This is a genomic window from Pseudomonas pseudonitroreducens, assembly GCF_021603645.1.
GTDB classification, from domain to species: domain Bacteria; phylum Pseudomonadota; class Gammaproteobacteria; order Pseudomonadales; family Pseudomonadaceae; genus Pseudomonas; species Pseudomonas pseudonitroreducens.
Genome location: NZ_BQHJ01000013.1, coordinates 190,387 through 210,276 on the forward strand (window position 1 = coordinate 190,387; position 19,890 = coordinate 210,276).

Sequence of the window (19,890 nt, forward strand, 5' to 3'; positions counted from 1 at the left end):
CGCGCATTCCCTCCCCGGAATGCGCGCTTTTTCGTCATCAGCCCTTGGCGGGCGTGATGCCGTAGATCTTCTGGAAGCGGGCGATCAGGCCGACCGGCTTCTTCTCTTCCTTCTGCATCAGGTACACCACACGCTCGCCGTTGGGGCCGCTGGCGATTTCGGTGTGGCGGAAGATCGGCTCGCCCAGGCCGTTCATGTCGACCATGTCGCCATAGCGCTGGGCTACATAGATCACGCCTTCCTGGCGGATTTCTCCGTAGAAGCCGGCGGCCGGCGGCAGGCTCTGCTTGTAGAACTGGTAGGAGGCGACCTTCTTCGCGTCCTTGTCCTTGTCCTCGGCGCGCACGACCAGGACGACGTTCTGGCCGAACTTGTCCTTCTCGCCGACTTCCTTGGTGTAGGCGGTCTTGCCGGTCACGATGTAGTCGCGGTAAACGGCGGCGTCATCGAACAGGTAGAGGGTTTCGTCAGTACGCACCAGGTACCAGTCGTCGTTGTTGGGCGTGGCTTCCTTGCTGGCTACCGGAGCCTGGGCGGCGCAGCCAGCGAGGGCGGCGACGAGCAGAGCGATGGATGCAGCTTTGTTGGCTTTGTTATTGAACATCTCGGGGGCTTCCCTGGGGTTGAAAGCCTGCGAGTTTCACGGCGCCACATAACCGATTGATGACGGGCAAATGACGAATTGTTTCCGGCCGCAAGCGCCTGGAATTCGTGGCTGCGTGCGGCACGGATGGCTACGCGAGGCTGCTGCGGGCGGTCCCGCAGCAACTGCTCTAGGGCTGGGGTTTGGGCAGGGGAGTTTCCTCTGCCGAAGGCTCTGGCACCTCGTCGGTTGGCTCGCCGCGGGTGAGCGACGGTCGCTGCAGGATCAGGTTCTGGGGCGTAGAGAGGTTGATCCCGGCCTCGCGCAGGCCACTGAAGATGGTGAACAGCAGGTCGCTCTTGGTGCCGTACACCGCTCGCGGGCTGCTGACGTTGCCGGAAGCTGCCAGCGTCAGGCCGGTGGCGCTGAGGTCCTTGAAGGTCACCGAAGGAGCGGGTGTCTCGACGATGTTCTCGTGCTCGGTGTAGGCCTTGAGCATCAGCTCGCGAACTTTCTGCACGTCGGTGTCGAGCGGCAGGGTGAGGTTGATGCCGACCACGCCCAGGGCGCTGCCCATGGTCACGTTGCGCACGTTCTGCGAGATGAACTGGGAGTTCGGCACGATCACTGTGGACTGGTCGGACATCTGGATTTCCGTGGCGCGCACGTTGATGCGGCGGATGTCGCCCTCGACGCCGCCGGTCAGGCTGACCCAGTCGCCGACCTTGACCGGACGCTCGGTGAGCAGGATGAGGCCGGAGATGAAGTTCTGCACGATGGCCTGCAGGCCGAAACCGATCCCCACCGAGAGGGCACTGACCACCCAGGTCAGGCTGGTGAGGTTGATGCGCAGCGCCGAGAGCACCAGCAGCACCAGGATGACCATGCCGATGTAGCCCACCAGGGTCACCAGCGATGCGCGCATGCCCACGTCCATGCTGGTTTCCGGCAACAGCTCGTCGGCCAGCCAGCGCTTGAGCAGACGCAGGCCGAACAGCCCGGCGGCGAGGGTGCCGAGTGCCAGCAGGATGTCCTGCGGGACGATGTTCAGCCGGCCCAGGGACTGGCCGCTTTCCACCAGTCGCACCAGGCCCTGGAGCAGCTCGCCGGGGCTGGTGCCGGTGGTGGAGAAGGCGATCAGTACGGTGGACAGCACCAGCAGGGTGCGCCCGGCACCGGTCAGCAGGGTGGCGAACTGCGCCTGATGGCGAGGGTCGACACCGAGGTTCTCGGCCAGCCGCGCGCCGAGCTTCTGCCTGGGCGAGAGCAGCGCTTCGCAAAGGTCGACGAACAGGGTCGTGAGCAGGTAGCCCGTGGCACAGACGACGCTGGCCCAGAGCAGTTTGCCGGCGAGGAAGTAGGCCAGCGACAGGTAGCCACTGACCAGCGCCAGGACGATCAGCAGCACGGTGATCATCATTGCCAGCACGATGATCCCGGCCAGCGCCGAGGTCTCGTGGCCCTCGGTCTCGCGACGGGCGCGACGGTAGCGGTACAGCGCGATGGAGAACAGCACGGCGGTGGCGATGGCAGTGATGGCGTTCACCGCAACGGTCAACGCCAGGCTGGCGCCGCTGACGCTGTTCAGGCGCTCCTGGGTGCCGAGCACCAGCAGCAGCCAGGCCATCAGCCAGGGGAAGGGGGAGAGGGCGTCGGCCACCGGGTCGGGGAGGTCCGGCAGGCGCCAGGACGGTCGCTGCACGGCGAGCAGGGCGCGGCCCAGGCCGGCGGTGAAGGTGCAGAAGATCACCAGGGTGAGCAATTGATCGCCCAGGCTGGTCATGCTGCCGTTGAGTTGATCGTGCCAGTCCAGCCCCTCGCGGATCAGCGCGGCACCGCCGCCCAGGGTAACGATGGTGGCGAGGCTGACTGCCACGGCAAGGGCGCTGCGACGCAGGCGGCCCACCGGAATCCAGCGGATCATCGCCTTGGTCAGCAACTGTTCCAGCAGGCGCCGGCCGGGAATCCACAGCAGCGCTCCGAGGACCAGACAGCCGATGAAGGGCCAGCGGTGCTCGGGTTGCCAGGTCAGCGCAAAGGTATCGCCGATCTGCCCGCGAACCGCTTGCAGGCGGGACAGGTCATCGTCGGTGGGGCGGATCAGGCTCGACCAGAAGCGCGGGCTCAGCGGCGGCGGGTAGCGCGTGGCGATCTGCGAGTTGAACTGGCTGCGGCGCAGATTGACGATCTGTGCGGCGAGATCCTGGGCGTTCTTGTCCAGCTGGTTGGCGCGGTCCTGCTGCTTCTGCTGCTGCTTCTGCTCGGCCAGCAGGTCGTTGCGCTGGTTGGTAAGGCTCTGTGCTTCATTGGGGGTGGCGGGGCCGAGTACCTTGAGCTGGTCGTCGCTGCGCGCCAGTTGCGAGCCGAGATCGGTGGCGCTCTGCTCGGCGCGCGCCTGAACCTGCAGTGCGGCCTGGCGCAGGTTGGAGAGCAGGCCGTCGTCGCTGTCGGCGGAAACGCGCTGGCGGATCAGTTCCAGGCGCTCGCTCAACTGGTCGAGGCTGGCGTCTTCGGGCAGCTCGGGCAGTTCGATGGTGTCGCCGGCCTGGACATCGGTCGGCTCGTCCGCCAGCACGACGCCGGCGCCGGCCAGCGCCAAGGTCAGCATCAGCAGCGCACGGCTGCAGGCGCGTATGAAGGTTTCCCGCATATTCCCCCATCCTGTGGTCAAAACGCTTGTCGGTGTTCGACCGGCCAAAGGCCGGGACAATTCCCTGGAGCATAGCGCCGCAGTGGCTGGCCTTTGCCGGGGGAATCCGGATAATCAACGCATGCAGATGGTTAAGGGTCAGAAATTCTGGCCACATCGATCCCCTTTTGGCCGCTTCCGCTGTTTTGTGCAGCGCAGTCGCTGGGCAGAATTCCCGTCACCGGACAACAAGAATCCTTCAGAGGGTACTCCCATGCTTACCGTGTACAGCGATGATCACCGCCTGCATTTCGGCCAGTCCGAACTGGTCGACGGCAAACTCCAGCCCTGCTTCGAGATGCCTAGCCGCGCGGATACCGTGCTGGCCCGCGTAAAGTCGCAGAATCTGGGCGAAATCATCGAGCCCAAGGATTTCGGCATGGAGCCGATCCTGCGCGCGCACAACACCCGCTACGTCGAATTCCTCAAGGGCGCCTGGGCCCGCTGGGCGGCCGAAGGCCACAGCGGCGACCTGGTCTCCACCACCTTCCCGGGCCGCCGCCTGCTGCGTGACGGTCCGATCCCGACTGCGCTGATGGGCGAAGTGGGCCACTACAGCTTCGACACTGAGGCGCCGATCACCGCCGGCACCTGGCAGGCCGTGTACAGCTCGGCCCAGGTCGCGCTGACCGCCCAGGACCACATGCGCCAGGGTGCCAACACGGCTTTCGCTCTGTGCCGTCCGCCGGGCCACCACGCCGGCAGCGACTTCATGGGCGGCTACTGCTTCCTGAACAACGCCGCCATCGTCAGCCAGGCGTTCCTCGACCAGGGCGCCAAGCGCGTGGCGATCCTCGACGTCGACTACCACCACGGCAACGGCACCCAGGACATCTTCTACCGCCGCAACGATGTGCTGTTCGCCTCGATCCACGGCGACCCGCTGGTGGAGTACCCGTATTTCCTCGGTCACGCCAACGAGCACGGCGAGGGCGCCGGTGAAGGCTACAACCACAACTACCCGCTGCCCCATGGCACCGGCTGGGATGGCTGGTTCGCCGCGCTGGACGATGCGTGCCGGAAGATCGCCGACTATGCGCCGGACGCGGTGGTTGTATCGCTGGGCGTGGATACGTATAAGGACGACCCGATTTCCGAGTTCAAGCTGGACAGCCCGGACTACCTGAAGATGGGCGAGCGCATCGCCGCACTGGGTATCCCGACCCTGTTCATCATGGAAGGCGGTTACGCGGTGGAGGCCATCGGCGTCAACGCGGTGAACGTGCTGCAGGGCTACGAAGGCGCTGCACGCTAAGTAGAGAAGATCGGGCGGATGAATTTCCGCCCGATTGCTTTTTATGGCTCGCGACCCGTCGTTGGTAATGGTCAGAGTGCGAGCGCATCCAACTGGGGAAGGACATGAACAAGAATACCGCGCTGCGCGGCCTGCTCGCCGCCGCCACCCTCGTCACCGCCGGTGCCGCCAGCGCCGCGCCGGAAGTGCGCATCTACAACTGGTTCGACTACATCGGCCCGGACACCCTCAAGGGCTTCCAGAGCGAGACCGGCATCAAGCCGCAATACGACGTCTACGACAGCAACGAAGTACTGGAAGCCAAGCTGCTTTCCGGCCACTCCGGCTATGACGTGGTCGTGCCCAGCGACAGCTTCCTGCCCAACTACCTCAAGGCCGGCGTGTTCCAGCCGCTGGACAAGAGCAAGCTGCCGAACTGGAAGAATCTCAATCCCGCCCTGCTCAAGGTGCTGGAGAGCAAGGACCCGGGCAACCAGTACGTGATGCCCTACATGTGGGGCACCAACGGCATCGCCTACAACGTCGACAAGGTCAAGGCCGTGCTCGGCGACAACGCGCCGGTGGACTCCTGGGACCTGGTGTTCAAGCCGGAGAACCTGGCCAAGCTGAAATCCTGCGGCGTGGCCTTCCTCGATTCGCCCACCGAAGTCATCCCGCAGGTCCTGCATTACCTCGGCCTGTCGCCGAACAGCCACAATCCGGACGACTACAAGAAAGCCGAGGCGCTGCTGGCGCAACTGCGCCCGCACATTACCTACTTCAGCTCCTCGAAGTTCGTCACCGACCTCGCCAACGGTGATGTCTGCGTGGCCCTGGCCTGGTCCGGCGGCGCAATGCAGGCGGCCAACCGCGCGAAGGAAGCCAACAACGGTATCCACATCGAGTACCGCATTCCCAAGGAAGGCGCCGCAGCGTGGTTCGACGTACTGGCGATTCCGAAGGACTCGAAGAACGTCGAGCAGGCCCACGCCTTCCTCAACTACCTGCTGCGCCCGGAAGTGGTCGCGCCGATCTCCGACTATGTCGCCTACGCCAACCCCAACCAGGCGGCGGACGGGCTGATCTCCAAGGAGCTGCACGACAACCCCAACGTCTACCCGCCGGCGGACGTGCAGGCCAAGCTGTTCTCGGTGGAAATGCTGCCGCCCAAGCTCGAGCGTATCCGCACGCGCACCTGGACCCAGGTGAAATCCGGCAAATAATGTCGCCCACGGCGCTCTGAACAGCGGATTTCCGTTGGCGGCCGAGCGCCGCGAACTGGCATGATCGGCGGACCTTCTTCGAGGAGGTCCGCCGATTTTCATTGGGCTTCCCGAATATCCTCAATTGCTGAGCCTTGAGCGCTGAGCTTTGCTGCCGAGCCTTGCCATGACCTGCCGTGCTGCTGCACACGCCTTCTCAGGGAGGCGTTCATGAATTCCCCAGCCACTATCGTTGAGCGCAAGGGCGCCGATGCCTTCGCCATCCAGGTCATGACCGGCCTGTGCATCATCTGGGGTATCCAGGCGGTGATGGTGAAACTGGCTGCCCACGACATCGCGCCGATCATGCAGGCCTTCGGCCGCAACCTGGTGGCCGCCGTGGTGGTGGGGCTGCTGATGTGCTGGCGTGGCGGTTGGGAAGGCTTCCTGCGCCATGGCACTGTCAAGGGCGGGCTGCTGGCCGGCGTGCTGTTCGCCGCCGAGTTCTTCTTCATCGCCCAGGGGCTGGTCTACACGTCGGCCTCGCACATGGCGGTGTTCATCTATACGGCACCGATCTTCTCGGCGCTGGCGTTGCACTTCCTGCTGCCCAGCGAGCGCCTGCGGCCGCTGCAGTGGCTGGGGATCGGTGTGTGCTTCGCGGGGATCGCGATGTGCTTCGGTGGCGGGTTCGAGCTGGCGAACATGGATGGCCGCATGCTGCTGGGCGACGCCTTCGGTGTGCTGGCCGGCTTCGCCTGGGGCATGACCACGGTGGCCGTGCGCACCACGCGGCTGTCCGAGGCCAAGCCGATCCTCACGCTGTTCTACCAGTTGCTCATCGCTGCGCTGCTGCTGCCTTTCGCCGCGCTGGCGCTGGGCAAGACCCAGGATGTGAGCTTCACCGCCATCGGCGTGGGCAGCGTGCTGTTCCAGGGCCTGGTGGTGTCGTTCTTCAGCTACTTCACCTGGTTCTGGCTGCTGCGCCGCTACCTGGCATCGAACCTGGCGGTGTTCTCCTTCATGACGCCGATGTTCGGCATCGCCTTTGGCGTGCTGATCCTCGGCGAGCCACTGACCCTGAACTTCGTCGCGGGCGCCGTGCTGGTGCTGGCCGGCATCACGCTGGTGAGCAGCGAACAGTGGATCCGGCGGATGCTTCGTCGCTGATATGGGAATTGTCGCGCTCTTGATTCAGGTCAGGCGCCGCGATGAGGGAAGACGATAGTCTTTGTTTCAAGGAGTGAGTGGCACGGGCGGAGAGTGGGACGCCGGGCTATTCTTCCTAGGGCGGCCCATGGTGGTAACGGGTCGCCCGACCTGAATTCGAACGAGGAGGCATTCCATGAAAGTCTGGCTGCAAAGCATTGCGTGGAAACTCGGTGTCGCGCTCGGCCTGATCGAGCCTCCACGTCTGCAACCCATCCCCATCCGCAGCGACGATCAGCGTCGCCTGATGGAGCAGCGTCGGCGCTACTGATCGCGCCCCGCTACCGCAAGAGAAAAACCCGCCAATTGGCGGGTTTTTTCATGGTGCGCCCGTTATTCGTGGGCCTTGAACCAGTCGTCGATCATCGATTTCAGTCTTTCCCCGGAGAAGCTGTCGAAGTGCCCGCCGTGCACGGTGCGCACCGGCAGCTCGCGCAGGCGTGCGAGGCTGGCGGCGTAGTCGTCGAGGTCGGAATGGTAGGCGTCTTCGATCAGCGGGCCGTCATAGATGATGTCGCCGGAGAACAGCGTCTGCGTCTTCTCTTCCCAGAGGCTGATGCCGCCCGGTGAATGGCCGGGGGTGTGCAGGACCTGCAGGGCGCGGTCGCCGAGGTCGAGCACGTCGCCCTCATCGATGGTGCGGGTGGCCGGCGCAGCCTTGACGCGGTATTCGGCATAGCACAGCGGACAGTCCGGGTGGGCGTCGAACATTTCGTCGTCGACGAAAGCGCTGGCCAGGGTGCGCTCGCCGTCGGGGCTGGCGAGGATGTCGGCTTCGGCCGGGTGCACCAGGCGCTCGGCGAACTCGTGGTGGCCGGCGATGTGGTCGAAATGGGTATGGCTGGCCACGGCCAGCAGTGGGCGCTCGGTGAGCCAGGGCAGTTGTTCGCGCAGGCTGACCAGGCCCGAGCCGCTGTCCACCAGCACGTCGCGGTCGCGCCCCTGGATGTGCCACATGTTGCAGCGGTAGAAGGGGCGGACGTAGGGCTCGTGGATCAGGCTGACGCCGTCGTAGCAGTGACGGACCTCGAACCAGCGGTCGCGGGTGACGATCTTCATGGTTGCGCGCCTTGTCGTGCTGAACGTAGGGCGTACAACCGCTAATGGTTGTACGCCGATGCACCGTGCCATTGATTGATGGCAGGGCCAGGCTCGGAGCGTTTGGGACTCTCGTAGGAGCGAGCTTGCTCGCGAACAGTTCCGAGGTGGGTGGTTCGCGAGCGAGCTCGCTCCTACAAGGAGACTTCACCCTAACCTCTCCCAGGGGGAGAGGGAACCGTTCGGAGCCTTGGGGGATTGGAGCGGCGTCGCCGGTAGCTGCGCCGCCGCTCGGCTCTGGCGGATTCCCGCTCCCCCTGGGAGAGGGCAGGGGGATGGAGTGACGCGAACGTAGGGCGAATAACCGTTCACGGTTATCCGCCATCAGCGCCGGAGTCGAGGGCTGGCGGCGGATAACGCTGGCGCGTTATGCGCCCTACGAAAGCGTTACGGTGCGAAAGGCGCCGCTTCCATCACTTCCACGATCAGCGGGCGATCGCTAGGCGCGCTGCGCAGCAATTCCTGCAGGTGCGCGTGGTCGCGGGCGCGTTCGGCTTCGCAACCAAAGCCCTTGGCGATGGCGAGGAAGTCCGGGGTGTAGATATCCACGCCCAGCGGGGTGATGTCGCGGCGTTCCATGTAGCGCTTGATCTCGCCGTAGCCGTAGTTGTTCCACAGCAGGACGATGATTCCCACCTTGGCTTCCACGGCGCTGGCCAGTTCGGTCATGGTGAACTGCAGGCCACCGTCGCCCATCAGGCTGATCACCGGGCGGCCCGGCTCGCCGAGCTTGGCGCCGATGGCGGCCGGGAGGCCGTAGCCGAGGGTGCCGTAGCCGGTGGAAGCGTTGAACCAGCGGCGGCCGCCGTCCAGTTCCACCAGGTGGTTGCCGCTGTAGACGGTCTGCGTCGAGTCGCCGACGAAGCGCGCATCGGGCAGCACTTCGAGGATCTTGCCGAACAGCTCGCGGTAGTGCGCCCAGCCGCTGAAGTCCTCGGCCAGTTGTGCGCGTACCTTGGCTGCGCGCTGGGCGCCGGGGCTGTTGGCGTCGGCCTGGCGGGCCGGCAGCAGTTCGAGCAGGGCGCGCATGGCGGTGCGGGCGTCGCTGTGGATGGCGATGCTCGGCGCGTAGTTGCGCATCAGCTGCTGCGGGTCGATGTCGATGCGGATCAGCTCGCCGCCGATCTTGAAGTTGCCGTCGAACACCACGTCGTAGTCGGTCTCGCCCAGCTCGGTACCGATGGCCAGGACCACGTCGGCCTGCTCGGCCAGCTCACGCACGGGGATCAGCGACTGGTTGCTGCCGATCAGCAGCGGGTGTTCCGGTTGCAGCAGGCCCTTGGCGTTGATGGTCAGTGCGGTCGGGGCATCGAGGGCGATGGCCAGCGCGCGGGCTTCGGCCTGGGCTTCGACGCAGCCGCCGCCGAGCAGCAGCAGCGGGTTCTTCGCCTTGGCCAGCTTGGCGGCGGCCTCGTGCAGCGGCGAGCGCGCCGGAGCCGGGCGGGCCAGTTGCACGCGCGGGCGCACCTGCATGTGGTCGGCCGGGGCGGTGATGATGTCCAGCGGCAGCTCGATGTGCACCGGGCGCGGACGCTCGCTGTCGAACACGGCGAAGGCGCGGGCCAGCACGGCGGGGAGTTCCTCGACGCTCATCAGCGTATGGCTGAAGGCGCTGACCCCGGCGACCATGGCGCGCTGGTTCGGCAGCTCGTGCAGGTAGCCGTTGCCGTGGGCCAGGCGCGAGCGTTCGTTGACGCTGCTGATCACCAGCATGGGGATCGAGTCGGCGTAGGCCTGGCCCATGGCGGTGAGGATGTTGGTCATGCCCGGGCCGGTGATGATGAAGCACACGCCCGGCTTGCCGGTGACGCGGGCGTAGCCGTCGGACATGAAGCCGGCGCCCTGTTCGTGGCGCGGGGTGATGTGGCGGATGCCGCTGTGGGGCAGGCCGCGGTACAGCTCGACGGTGTGTACGCCGGGGATGCCGAAAACGGTATCGACGCCCCAGGCTTCGAGTTGCTTGACGAGGAATTCGCCGCAGGTGGTCATGGCAGTTCCTTGGAGTTCGTGGGTGAGGTCGTGGTCGTTGATCATGCAAAAGGGCGCGGAGATCAGCTCGCCGCGCCCTTTTGCCTAGCGCAATGCCTTGTCAGGCCGCGTCGGCAACAGCTGCCGGGCGGGGCGACAGCAGGCTGACGACGATGAAGCTGACCAGGCCGATGGCCAGGCTGTAGTAGATCGGGGTGTTGGCGTCGAAGCCATCCTTGAGCATGAACACCAGCGCGGTGATGAAGCCCAGGGCCATGCTGGTGATCGCGCCGGCAGTGGTGGCGCGCTTCCAGTAGATGGCACCGATCAGCGGGATCAGCATACCGCCCACCAGCAGGTTGTACGCCAGGGTCAGGGCGCTGATCACGTCGTTCACCACCAGGGCGATGCCCAGGACCAGGATGCCGGTCAGCAGGGTGCAGATGCGGTTCAGGCTCAGGCGGGTGGAACGCTGGCCGGTGAAGATCGGCAGCAGGTCTTCGGTGATGGTGGTGGAAGCGGCGAGCAGGCCGGCGCTGGCGGTGGACATCATGGCGGCCAGGGCGGCGGCGATCACCAGGCCACGGATGCCGTCCGGCAGGGCGGACTGGACGATGGCGGCGAACGCGTTGTTGACGTTGTCCAGGTCGGGCAGCAGCACCTTGGCGCACATGCCGATCAGCGCGCCGACCAGGCCGTAGATCACGCAGTACACGCCTGCAGCGGTGCCGGCGTACTTGGTGACCTTCTCATCGCGGGCGGTGAACACGCGCTGCCAGATGTCCTGGCCGATCAGGATGCCGAAGAAGTAGATCAGGAAGTAGGTGATGATGGTGTCGTAGCCGATGGTGTGGAAGCTGAAGGCGGTGCTCGGCAGCTTGGCTACCAGCTCGTCCCAGCCACCGACACGATGCAGGCAGATCGGCAGCAGGATGAACATCAGGCCGACGGTCTTGATGATGAACTGCACGATGTCGGTCAGGGTCAGCGACCACATGCCGCCGATGGTGGAGTAGATCACCACGACGCCGCCGCCGAGCAGCACGGACACCCAGAACGGCAGGCCGAACAGGACCTGCATCACGGTGCCGATGGCCAGGGTGGAGACCACGCCGATCATCAGTGCGTAGGCGAACATGATCACCGCCGAAGCCTGGCGTGCCATCGGGTTGTAGCGGCGCTCCAGGACCTGGGTGACGGTGAAGATGCGCAGCTTGAGCAGCGGCTTGGCGAGGAACAGGTTCAGCGCGATGATGCCGGCGCCGAGTGCGGCGCACAGCCAGAAGCCGGAGATGCCATGGACGTAGCCCAGGCGCACGGTGCCAACGGTGGAGGCGCCGCCCAGCACGGTAGCGGCCATGGTGCCCATGTAGAACGCCGGGCCGAGGTTGCGGCCGGCCACCAGGTAGTCTTCGTGGGTCTTGGCGCGGCGCATGCCGTACCAGCCCAGCCACAACATGCCAGCGGCATATATCAGTACGACGATCAGATCTAACGCCATGGTCGGCTCCTCACACTTGCATTGTCATTGTTGCCGCGCGCTTGTGGCGTGCGGTAGGGCATCGGACCGGCGGCAACCGGTCCGATGGGGCTTTCAGGTGATGCGTTTTGCGTCAGCTCGCGCGAAGCCGGGCTCAGGCCGCCGGCTCGCTGATGCTGCGCACCGGGCGGTCATTGCTGCCGACCCAGCGCGGGCCCTTGGGGCCGTAGACGCCGGCGGGTTCCGGGAAGGTCCGCAGCAGGGCGATGTAGAGCAGGGCAGCGACGCCGAGGGTGACCGGCAGGCTGATGTCGATACCGCCGGCCAGGTTGCCCAGCGGGCCGACGAACTGGCCCGGCAGGTTGACGAAGCACAGGCCCAGGGCCGCGCTCGGGATCCACGCACCCATGCCACGCCAGTTCCAGCCGTTGTGGAACCAGTAGGCGCCGCCTTCCTGGCCACGGGTGAACACCTGCAGGTCATCGGCGTGGTAGAAGCCACGACGGATGATCAGGCCGAGGATCATGATGATCATCCACGGGCTGGTGCAGGTGATGATCAGCACGGCGAAGGTGGACACGCTCTGCACCAGGTTCGCGGCGAAGCGACCGATGAAGATGAAGGCAATCGACAGCAGGCCGATCAGCAGGGTGGCCTGTACGCGGTTGAGCAGGCGCGGGAACACGCTGGACATGTCCAGGCCGGTGCCATACAGCGAGGTGGTACCGGTGGACATGCCGCCGATCACCGCGATCAGGCACACCGGCAGGAAGAACCAGCTCGGCGAAACCGCCAGCAGGCCGCCGACGTAGTTGTTCTGCGCGATGTAGTCCGGGGCGTTGACGGCAACGATGGTCGCTGTGGCCAGGCCGAACAGGAACGGGATCAGGGTCGCCAGCTGGGCGCAGATCACCGCCAGCATGATGCGCTTCTGCGAGGTCTGGCGCGGGATGTAGCGCGCCCAGTCACCGAGGAAGGCGCCGAACGACACCGGGTTGCTCATGGCCAGCAGGGCGGCGCCGATGAAGGCGGCCCAGAAGCCTTCGCTACCCATCTGCACGGTGCCGGCGTAGCTGGCGTCGAACGGGCCGGAGAAGGCGAACAGGCCGAGCAGGAACAGCAGGCTCGCGGCCCATACGGCGATCTTGTTGACCATCAGCATGAAGCGGAAGCCGTAGATGCAGACGATCAGCACCAGCACGGCGAACAGACCGTAGGCCAGGCCCAGGGTCAGGTCGGTTTCCGGCAGGTCGAACAGGCGCTTGGCGCCACCGATCAGCGCATCGCCCGAGCTCCACACGGAGAGCGAGAAGAACGCGACAGCGGTGAGCAGCGACAGGAACGAACCGACGATCCGCCCGTGCACGCCGAAGTGGGCGCCCGAGGAGACCGCGTTGTTGGTGCCGTTGAGCGGACCGAACAGGCCCATCGGTGCGAGGATCAGCGAGCCGACCAGTACGCCGAGGACGATGGCCCAGACGCCGGCCTGGAACGACAGCCCGAACAGCACCGGGAAGCTGCCGAGCACGGCGGTGGCGAAGGTGTTGGCGCCACCGAAGATCATGCGGAACAGGTCGGTGGGCGTGGCGTTGCGTTCGCTATCCGGGATCTGTTCGACCCCGAATGTCTCGATGGTTGTAATTGCGTGTGCGTTGTTCTTGTTATCCATGACTTCCTCCCGGGGAGCCCTGTCTTTATGGCGTCGGAGACGGTGACAGGTGCTCGTGTGTGGCCAGCCAGCGGCCCTGTTTCGGATCACGGCGGAAGATGATGGTCTCCCGTTCGTGGTTCAGGCTTTCCTCTCCCTGGATGCGCAGCCGCGTGGCGACGTCGTGGCAGAACACCGCCACGTCTTCGCTTTGCAGGCTCACAAAGGTGTTGCTCGAAAGGCAGTCAAGGACTTCGAAACCATCGTCACGCAGCCAGCCTTCCCACACTTCGCGATAAGCCGCGCGCGACAGCAGCGGCACCGGCCAGGTGTGGAAGATGAAGGAGGCGTCTTCGCTGAAGGCGGCGAAGTAGGCTTCGGTGTCGGTGCGCGCGAAGGCTGCCACGAGATCGCGGGCAGCCTCCAGCACCTGTGCTACGCAGGCGTCGTTATTCATGGGTGTGCTCGTGCGCTCAGCGGCGCTCTACGCCCGGGAGGATGCAGAGCATTTCGTACAGCAGGTTGGCGCCGAGCAACGAGGTGTTGCCGGTGGTGTCGTAGGGCGGGGAGACCTCGACCAGATCGCAGCCGATGATGTCCAGGCCCTGGCAGCCACGGACGATCTCGATCGCCTGGATGGTGGTCAGGCCGCCGATTTCCGGGGTGCCGGTGCCGGGCGCCCAGGCCGGGTCGATGCCGTCGATGTCGAAGGACAGGTACACCGGGCCGCCGCCGACTTTCTCGCGGACTTCGGCCATCAGCGGTTCCAGCGACTTGTGCCAGCACTCTTCGGCCTGCACTACGCGGAAGCCCTGCTTGCGGCTCCAGTTGAAGTCTTCGGCGGTGTAGCCCTGCGCACGCAGGCCGATCTGCACCACGCGGTCGCAGTCCAGCAGGCCTTCTTCCACCGCGCGGCGGAAGGTGGTGCCGTGGGCGATCTTCTCGCCGAACATGTGGTCGTTCACGTCGGCGTGGGCGTCGATGTGAACCAGGCCGACCTTGCCGTGCTTCTTGTGGATGGCACGCAGGATCGGCAGGGTGATGGTGTGGTCGCCGCCCAGGGTCAGCGGGAGGATGCCGTGGTCGAGGATCTTGTCGTACGCCTCTTCGATGATGCGTACGGCTTCCATCAGGTTGAAGGTGTTGATCGCCACGTCACCGATGTCGGCGATGTTCAGCGAGTCGAACGGCGCAGCGCCGGTAGCCATGTTGTACGGACGGATCATCACCGACTCGGCGCGGATTTCGCGCGGCCCGAAACGAGTGCCGGAGCGCAGGGAGGTGCCGATGTCCAGGGGCACGCCGACGAAGGCGGCATCGAGCTGGTTGAGCTCTTCGGGGGACTGGATATGCGGCAGGCGCATCATGGTGGCGATGCCGCCGAAACGCGGCATTTCGTTACCGCCCAGGGGCTGGTGAAGTTTCTTGTCCATGGGGAGGGCCTCAGGCTGATCGCTGTCTTCGTGGAAACAGGCTTGTTGAATACAGGGGGTCGATTTTCTTCATGCCGGGTAGTGGAAAAAATCGCTGGCTACAAATAATCACTTCAGAGTTTTCTAAACTAATGACGGCGGCTAGACTGCGCCACCTTGCCGCAGCAGACGGCTCGCCGGGCTTGTGGCCTGCGGTTCCTGAATAGATAGGTGGCTTGCTATCATCCTTTTTTCAGGTATAGAAACTACTGAACTAGAGCGGCCCGGCCGCGGTTTTGCGGAGTCTTCATGAGCGCGAGCGCATTGCCCGACGTCAAACTGCTGCGGATTTTCGCCTGCGTGGTGCGCAGCCAGGGCTTCGCCGCGGCACAGCAGGAACTGAACCTGTCGACCTCGGCGATCAGCACCTACATGAGCCAACTGGAGAACCAGTTGGGCATCGTGCTCTGCCACCGTGGGCGTGGCGGTTTCGGCCTGACCAGCAAGGGCGAGCTGTTCCACCAGGAAACCCTGCGCATCCTCGGTGAGCTGGAAGGCTTCGAGCGCTATGCGGCGACCCTCAAGGGTGAGCTGCGCGGCACCCTGAACCTTGGCGTGCTGGATTCCACCGTGAGCGACCCGGCGCTGCCGCTGGCGGATGTGATCGGCTCCTTCAGCAGCCTGCACCCCGCGGTGCACCTGCACTTGCAGGTGCAGAGCCCGTACGAGCTGCAACTGGCGGTGCTGGACAACCGCCTGGACCTGGCCATCGGCTCGTTCTTCAGCCGGATGAACGGCCTGGTCTACCAGCCTCTTTATAGAGAGCAGCACTGGTTGTACTGCAGCGACCGCCACCCGCTGTTCGACGGACGGCGCATCCCCGCCGAGCTGATCACCCAGCAGCGCATGGTTGGCCGCGGCTACTGGAGCCAGGCGGAGCTGGCGCGGCACGGCTTCAAGCACAGCGCCGGCACGGTGGAAAGTATGGAGGCGCAGCTGATCCTGATTCTTTCCGGCGGCTACATCGGCTACCTGCCCGAGCACTACGCCCATCCCTGGGTGGAGCAGGGCCGCCTGCGCGCGCTGCTGCCGGCGACCTTCGGCTACCAGGCGCCGTTTTCGCTGATCCTGCGCCGGGGCCGCTCGCGCGAGCCGCTGATCCAGAACTTCCGCGACCTGCTGCGCACCCAGCCGAGCCAGTCATGAGCCGCGCCCGTTGTCCGCGCTGCGAGCGCCCGTTGAAGCATTGCCTGTGTGCGCTGATTCCCCGTGTGGATAACCGCACCCGCGTGCTGCTGTTGCAGCATCCGAGCGAGGTCGGCCACGCGCTGAACACTGCGCGGCTGGCGGCGCTTGGCCTGGTCAATGCGGAATTGATGGTTGACGAGGACTTCAGCAGCCTCGACCTGTCCGCCTGGGACGCCTGGCTATTGTTCCCCGGCGAATCCGCTGTCGGTCTGGCTGATCTGGCCGCGCAGCCTGTGGATAAACCACGCCTGCTGGTCGTCCCAGACGGCACCTGGCGCAAGGCGCGCAAGCTGCTGCACCTCAACCCGAACCTCGCTGCGCTGCCGCGCGTTGTGCTGCCGGAAGGACTCACCTCGCGCTACCGCCTGCGCAAGGCGCCGGTCGAAGGCGCACTGTCGACCATCGAAGCGGTGGTGCATGCGCTCGATGCGCTGGATGCGCCGCAGTCCCACGCCGCGCTGCTGCGCCCGTTCGATGCACTGATCGAAGGGCAGATCGCCGCGATGGGCGAGGAAACCTTCCAGCGCAACCACGGGCCGCGCTGCTGATCCGCTCCTACGAGATACCTCTGCGCTTGGACCATCCCTCACCCTAGCCCTCTCCCAAGGGGAGAGGGGACCGTTCGGTGCAGGATGAAACCTTCGCGTCAGTCGGCTCGGACTGCCCCCTCTCCCTGAGGAGCGGGGCGCGCAGCCAGGGTTGGGGTGAGGGGGAAGACGCAGAGACGGGCTATCCAGAGAAGACAGTTGCTCCTACAGGAGCAGGAGCGCGGGGACGCGCGTATACTGCGCCCCTTACTCCCCTTCGCGAGGTGTTCGTCCGATGCGTCATTGATGCCGCCGTGGTTTCACGGCCCGTTTCCGTCCCAGGTTCCGTTCCTGGGGGTTACCCGGCATCCGATGGATTGGCGTATGACGAACCCTGTCTCCCTGACGCTGCATGGCGTCACGTTTCAATTGCCCACGGGCGAACCGCTGTTTCACGACCTCGATGAAACCTTTGATGGCCGTCGCACCGCATTGGTCGGGCGCAATGGCGTGGGCAAGTCCGTGCTGGCGCGGATCATGGCGGGCGAGCTGGCTGCCAGCGCCGGTCGTTGCCTGCTCTCCGGGCCGGTGCATTACCTGCCACAGCGCCTCGAGCCACAAGGGTTTGGCTGCGTCGCAGAATTGGCAGGCGTACAACCGCTGCTGGATTCGCTGGCGCGCGTCGAAGCCGGTGGGGTCGCCCAGGCCGATTTTGAACGCCTCGATGGCCACTGGGACATCCGCGCCCGCCTGGAGGCGGAACTGTCGGCGGCCGGGCTCGCCCATCTGCTGCCAGATACGCCCGCCTCGCGCCTCAGTGGTGGCGAGTGCACACGGGTTGCGCTGCTTGGCGCCTGGCTCAGCGGCGCCGATTGGCTGATCCTCGACGAACCGAGCAACCACCTTGACCGCACCGGCCGCGATGCCCTGTGCGACCAACTGCAGCGCTGGCGCGGCGGCCTGATTCTGATAAGCCATGACCGCCTGTTGCTCGACGACATGCAACGCATCGTCGAGCTGTCTTCGGCTGGACTGCGCAGCTACTCCGGTGGCTACGCCTTCTACCGTGAGGTGCGTCAGCAGGAGCAGGACAATGCCCAGCGCGAGTTGCAGCGGCGCAAGCTGGAGCGTGATCGCCAGCAGCACGCCATGCAGGAGCAGCGCGAGCGCCAGGAGCATCGGCAGGCGAAGGGGCGCAAGGAGGCCAAGGAAGCCAATCAGGCGAAGATTCTCGTCGACCGGCAGAAGGAGCGCAGCCAGGGCAGCATCGCGCGCCTGGCCACGCAGCATGACGAGCGTCGGCAACGGCTGACGCGGGAGGTGAGCGAGGCTTTCGAGCAGTTGCGCGAGGACCGCGCGGTGGTCCTCAACGCGCCGGACTGCGAGCTGCCCGAGTCCCGTGGGGTAATGCTGCTGGAGTCGCTGCGCCTGCCATACGGCAACGCTGCGCCGCTGGACTTGCAGTTGAACGGGCCGCGCCGTGTGGCGGTCACCGGGCGCAACGGCAGCGGCAAGTCGACCCTGCTCAAGGTGATGGCCGGCGTACTCAGCCCCGCTGCTGGCTTCTGCGAAGTGAGGGTGCGCAGTGCCTATCTGGATCAGCACCTGACCGCGCTGGCGCCGGAGCGTTCGGTGTTCGAGCAGCTACAGGAGCGCAATCGCGTGGCGGACCCTGCGCTGCTGCGTACCCGGCTGGCGCAGCTGGGTTTGCCGGCGGCACGGGTCGAGTTGCCCAGTGCGCTGCTCAGCGGTGGCGAGCGGCTGAAAGCGGCGCTGGCCTGCGAACTCTACGCCGAGCATCCGGCGCAGCTGCTGCTTCTGGACGAGCCGGACAACCACCTCGACCTGCCTTCCCGCGAGGCGCTGGAAAACCTCCTGCGTCAGTACCGGGGCGCGCTGCTGGTGGTCTCCCATGACGCTGCGTTTCTCGACCGGCTCGAACTCGATGCGCGGCTGGAGTGCGGGGAGATCGGCTGGCGCTGGCTGGCCGGGTGAGGCTTTACCGGTCGGGAAGGGCTGGGTAGGATCGTCGTCCTTCCCTCTCCGGCTGCCTCTGCCGTGCACCGCCCAGGCGTTGATTCGCGAAGCGGGCATTCATGCTGCCGACGCTCCAACGGCCGTCACCTGCGTGGCGCGCTATCCCATTGTGATTTGCTGAATCAGGATGAATTCATGCTCATTCGCCAACGCATTGCTGCGGACAACCCGCGGCTGCTCGACATCTGGCTGGGCGCCGTGCGCGCGACCCACGACTTCCTGCAACCCGCCGACATAGACGCGCTGCTGCCGCAGGTTCGCGATCTCTACCTGCCCGCCGTCGAGGTCTGGGTGGCGGTCGATGCCGACGACTGTCCCCAGGGCTTCATCGGCCTCAACGACAACCATGTGGAAATGCTTTTCATCGACCCGGATTGCCGGGGGCGGGGCCTTGGCCGCGCGCTGCTGGATTTCGTGCGCGAATCGCGCGGTACGCTGAGTGTCGACGTCAATGAACAGAATCCTCAGGCAGTGGGGTTCTATCTGCACTATGGCTTTGTCCAGACCGGGCGCTCGCCGCTGGATGGCGAAGGGCGGCCATTCCCCTTGCTGCATATGAGCCTGCCGGCATAAGCGGCTCTGTGTAGGAGCGAGCTTGCTCGCGAATGGATTTCCCGACGATGCCGTTGCCTCAGACGGGTTCGCGAGCAAGGACTAGGCATCCCCCTCGGTCCTACAAAAAGCCGGGGGTCACGCTGTGTGCTCGGTCTCGCCGCTGCCGAAGCGGATGCTCCGCGCGCCGAGCCTGAGCAGGCTGTCGGCGAACAGGTCGCTGGCGGTGTGGCGGCAGTCCCAGGCGGCTTCCCAGTCTTCCTGGCGGCGCCAGTGCAGGCGACCGACCAGCCGTTGTGGCTCGCCTTCGGCATGCAGCTCGCTGGCGAGGTAGCCGGGGCGTCGGTAGAACAGCTCCTGCAGGTGCGACAGGTAATCGCCCAGCCGCGCGGCAATGTGCGGGCGTTGCCGGGGTGGTACGTCAATCTCGATCTGCAGGATGAAGTGCGGGTTGTCCACGCAGGCATGGGCGGTGATCGGGGCGGGTTGCGTCATGTTCCTGGGCTCCCTGGCTTGAACCGAATGCCTGGCGAGGGTAAAACCTCAACTTAAGTTGAGGTCAATAGCCCATGAAAGAATCTTCTTCCTGCTCCATGCATCGCGAGCTGAGCGTCGGCGAGCTGGCCAAGCGTGCCGGCGTGGCGGTTTCCGCGCTGCACTTCTACGAGGCCAAGGGCCTGATCAGCAGCTCGCGCAATGCTGGCAACCAGCGCCGTTATTCCCGCGACACACTGCGCCGGGTGGCAGTGATCAAGGTGGCGCAACGGGTCGGCATTCCCCTGGGGGAGATCGCCGAGGCACTGGGTTCGTTGCCGAAAGGGCACAACCCGTCGGCGGCGGACTGGGCGCGATTGTCGGCACGCTGGCGCGAGGACCTGAACGAGCGGATCGAGAAATTGCTGCTGCTGCGCGATCAACTCGACGGCTGCATCGGTTGCGGGTGTTTGTCGATGGAGGCCTGCCCGTTGCGCAATCCGGGGGACAGGTTGGCGGAGGAGGGGCC

The 19,890-nt window shown here is 65.5% G+C and carries 18 protein-coding genes; 9 read left to right on the forward strand and 9 right to left on the reverse strand.

Annotation, left to right across the window (positions count from 1 at the left end; all coding sequences use genetic code 11):
* Window positions 1-37: 37 nt before the first annotated feature.
* Both L6D89_RS27480 and L6D89_RS27485 read right to left on the reverse strand, forming a co-directional pair.
* Entirely contained in the window at window positions 38-604 is a 567-nt protein-coding gene (locus L6D89_RS27480) for a hypothetical protein (RefSeq protein ID WP_236175047.1), read from the reverse strand.
* Between the two features lie 169 nt (window positions 605-773).
* Entirely contained in the window at window positions 774-3,233 is a 2,460-nt protein-coding gene (locus tag L6D89_RS27485) for a DUF3772 domain-containing protein (protein ID WP_236201757.1), read from the reverse strand.
* A gap of 253 nt (window positions 3,234-3,486) precedes the next feature.
* Here L6D89_RS27485 and L6D89_RS27490 point away from each other — a divergent pair, with 253 nt between their 5' ends.
* The 4 genes from L6D89_RS27490 (at window position 3,487) to L6D89_RS32660 (ending at window position 7,188) form a co-directional block, all read left to right on the forward strand.
* Window positions 3,487-4,527: a histone deacetylase family protein gene (locus L6D89_RS27490; RefSeq protein ID WP_236175045.1), complete on the forward strand. Its 1,041-nt coding sequence runs from the start codon at window positions 3,487-3,489 to the stop codon at window positions 4,525-4,527.
* 104 nt (window positions 4,528-4,631) lie between these two features.
* A complete protein-coding gene (locus L6D89_RS27495; protein ID WP_236175044.1) occupies window positions 4,632-5,729 on the forward strand; it encodes an extracellular solute-binding protein in 1,098 nt (365 codons plus the stop codon).
* Between the two features lie 210 nt (window positions 5,730-5,939).
* Complete coding sequence (locus tag L6D89_RS27500; protein ID WP_236201758.1) at window positions 5,940-6,878, forward strand: DMT family transporter; 939 nt, start codon at window positions 5,940-5,942, stop codon at window positions 6,876-6,878.
* A 175-nt stretch (window positions 6,879-7,053) separates the two neighbouring features.
* On the forward strand, window positions 7,054-7,188 hold the full coding sequence (locus L6D89_RS32660) for a PA1414 family protein (protein ID WP_276574846.1): 135 nt from the start codon (window positions 7,054-7,056) through the stop codon (window positions 7,186-7,188).
* Between the two features lie 62 nt (window positions 7,189-7,250).
* Here L6D89_RS32660 and L6D89_RS27505 read toward each other — a convergent pair whose 3' ends face one another.
* From L6D89_RS27505 to speB, 6 genes are all read right to left on the reverse strand, one after another.
* Entirely contained in the window at window positions 7,251-7,976 is a 726-nt protein-coding gene (locus tag L6D89_RS27505) for an MBL fold metallo-hydrolase (protein WP_236175042.1), read from the reverse strand.
* A 426-nt stretch (window positions 7,977-8,402) separates the two neighbouring features.
* Window positions 8,403-10,004, reverse strand: a complete 1,602-nt coding sequence (locus L6D89_RS27510) for a 5-guanidino-2-oxopentanoate decarboxylase (protein ID WP_236201759.1) — start codon at window positions 10,002-10,004, stop codon at window positions 8,403-8,405.
* Between the two features lie 100 nt (window positions 10,005-10,104).
* On the reverse strand, window positions 10,105-11,484 hold the full coding sequence (locus L6D89_RS27515; RefSeq protein ID WP_045212329.1) for a sodium:solute symporter family protein: 1,380 nt from the start codon (window positions 11,482-11,484) through the stop codon (window positions 10,105-10,107).
* A 133-nt stretch (window positions 11,485-11,617) separates the two neighbouring features.
* A complete protein-coding gene (locus L6D89_RS27520) occupies window positions 11,618-13,132 on the reverse strand; it encodes a purine-cytosine permease family protein (protein WP_236201760.1) in 1,515 nt (504 codons plus the stop codon).
* Window positions 13,133-13,157: 25 nt separating this feature from the next.
* Window positions 13,158-13,568, reverse strand: coding sequence for a YybH family protein (locus L6D89_RS27525; protein ID WP_236175039.1), 411 nt, complete (start codon window positions 13,566-13,568; stop codon window positions 13,158-13,160).
* 16 nt (window positions 13,569-13,584) lie between these two features.
* A complete protein-coding gene (gene speB, locus L6D89_RS27530) occupies window positions 13,585-14,544 on the reverse strand; it encodes an agmatinase (protein WP_045212323.1) in 960 nt (319 codons plus the stop codon).
* A gap of 288 nt (window positions 14,545-14,832) precedes the next feature.
* Between speB and L6D89_RS27535 the strand changes: the two genes are divergently transcribed.
* The 4 genes from L6D89_RS27535 to L6D89_RS27550 all read left to right on the forward strand — a co-directional run bounded on the left by L6D89_RS27535 (window position 14,833) and on the right by L6D89_RS27550 (window position 18,908).
* Window positions 14,833-15,729 (forward strand): LysR family transcriptional regulator, encoded by an 897-nt coding sequence (locus L6D89_RS27535; RefSeq protein ID WP_024765259.1) that lies wholly within the window; start codon window positions 14,833-14,835, stop codon window positions 15,727-15,729.
* On the forward strand, window positions 15,726-16,319 hold the full coding sequence (locus L6D89_RS27540) for a tRNA-uridine aminocarboxypropyltransferase (RefSeq protein WP_236201761.1): 594 nt from the start codon (window positions 15,726-15,728) through the stop codon (window positions 16,317-16,319). Before L6D89_RS27535 ends, L6D89_RS27540 begins: the two co-directional genes overlap by 4 nt.
* A 363-nt stretch (window positions 16,320-16,682) precedes the next feature.
* A complete protein-coding gene (locus tag L6D89_RS27545) occupies window positions 16,683-18,293 on the forward strand; it encodes an ABC-F family ATP-binding cassette domain-containing protein (protein ID WP_236201762.1) in 1,611 nt (536 codons plus the stop codon).
* Between the two features lie 177 nt (window positions 18,294-18,470).
* Entirely contained in the window at window positions 18,471-18,908 is a 438-nt protein-coding gene (locus L6D89_RS27550) for an acetyltransferase (RefSeq protein ID WP_236201763.1), read from the forward strand.
* Between the two features lie 117 nt (window positions 18,909-19,025).
* On the opposite strand, the gene L6D89_RS27555 is transcribed toward L6D89_RS27550, so the two are convergent.
* Window positions 19,026-19,382 (reverse strand): antibiotic biosynthesis monooxygenase, encoded by a 357-nt coding sequence (locus L6D89_RS27555; RefSeq protein ID WP_236201764.1) that lies wholly within the window; start codon window positions 19,380-19,382, stop codon window positions 19,026-19,028.
* 74 nt (window positions 19,383-19,456) lie between these two features.
* Between L6D89_RS27555 and soxR the strand changes: the two genes are divergently transcribed.
* On the forward strand, window positions 19,457-19,890 hold a 434-nt coding region (soxR, locus tag L6D89_RS27560; RefSeq protein WP_236201765.1), incomplete at its 3' end, for a redox-sensitive transcriptional activator SoxR.

Bases quoted from the DNA above. Each gene is read 5' to 3' on its own strand.
- speB (WP_045212323.1), bottom strand. From the start codon at position 14,544: ATGGACAAGAAACTTCACCAGCCCCTGGGCGGTAACGAAATGCCGCGT.
- L6D89_RS27555 (WP_236201764.1), bottom strand. From the start codon at position 19,382: ATGACGCAACCCGCCCCGATCACCGCCCATGCCTGCGTGGACAACCCG.
- L6D89_RS27490 (WP_236175045.1), top strand. From the start codon at position 3,487: ATGCTTACCGTGTACAGCGATGATCACCGCCTGCATTTCGGCCAGTCC.
- L6D89_RS27500 (WP_236201758.1), top strand. From the start codon at position 5,940: ATGAATTCCCCAGCCACTATCGTTGAGCGCAAGGGCGCCGATGCCTTC.
- L6D89_RS27525 (WP_236175039.1), bottom strand. From the start codon at position 13,568: ATGAATAACGACGCCTGCGTAGCACAGGTGCTGGAGGCTGCCCGCGAT.
- L6D89_RS27505 (WP_236175042.1), bottom strand. From the start codon at position 7,976: ATGAAGATCGTCACCCGCGACCGCTGGTTCGAGGTCCGTCACTGCTAC.
- L6D89_RS27510 (WP_236201759.1), bottom strand. From the start codon at position 10,004: ATGACCACCTGCGGCGAATTCCTCGTCAAGCAACTCGAAGCCTGGGGC.
- L6D89_RS27480 (WP_236175047.1), bottom strand. From the start codon at position 604: ATGTTCAATAACAAAGCCAACAAAGCTGCATCCATCGCTCTGCTCGTC.
- L6D89_RS27550 (WP_236201763.1), top strand. From the start codon at position 18,471: ATGCTCATTCGCCAACGCATTGCTGCGGACAACCCGCGGCTGCTCGAC.
- L6D89_RS27495 (WP_236175044.1), top strand. From the start codon at position 4,632: ATGAACAAGAATACCGCGCTGCGCGGCCTGCTCGCCGCCGCCACCCTC.
- L6D89_RS27535 (WP_024765259.1), top strand. From the start codon at position 14,833: ATGAGCGCGAGCGCATTGCCCGACGTCAAACTGCTGCGGATTTTCGCC.
- L6D89_RS27520 (WP_236201760.1), bottom strand. From the start codon at position 13,132: ATGGATAACAAGAACAACGCACACGCAATTACAACCATCGAGACATTC.
- L6D89_RS27485 (WP_236201757.1), bottom strand. From the start codon at position 3,233: ATGCGGGAAACCTTCATACGCGCCTGCAGCCGTGCGCTGCTGATGCTG.
- L6D89_RS27515 (WP_045212329.1), bottom strand. From the start codon at position 11,484: ATGGCGTTAGATCTGATCGTCGTACTGATATATGCCGCTGGCATGTTG.
- L6D89_RS27540 (WP_236201761.1), top strand. From the start codon at position 15,726: ATGAGCCGCGCCCGTTGTCCGCGCTGCGAGCGCCCGTTGAAGCATTGC.
- L6D89_RS27545 (WP_236201762.1), top strand. From the start codon at position 16,683: ATGACGAACCCTGTCTCCCTGACGCTGCATGGCGTCACGTTTCAATTG.
- L6D89_RS32660 (WP_276574846.1), top strand. From the start codon at position 7,054: ATGAAAGTCTGGCTGCAAAGCATTGCGTGGAAACTCGGTGTCGCGCTC.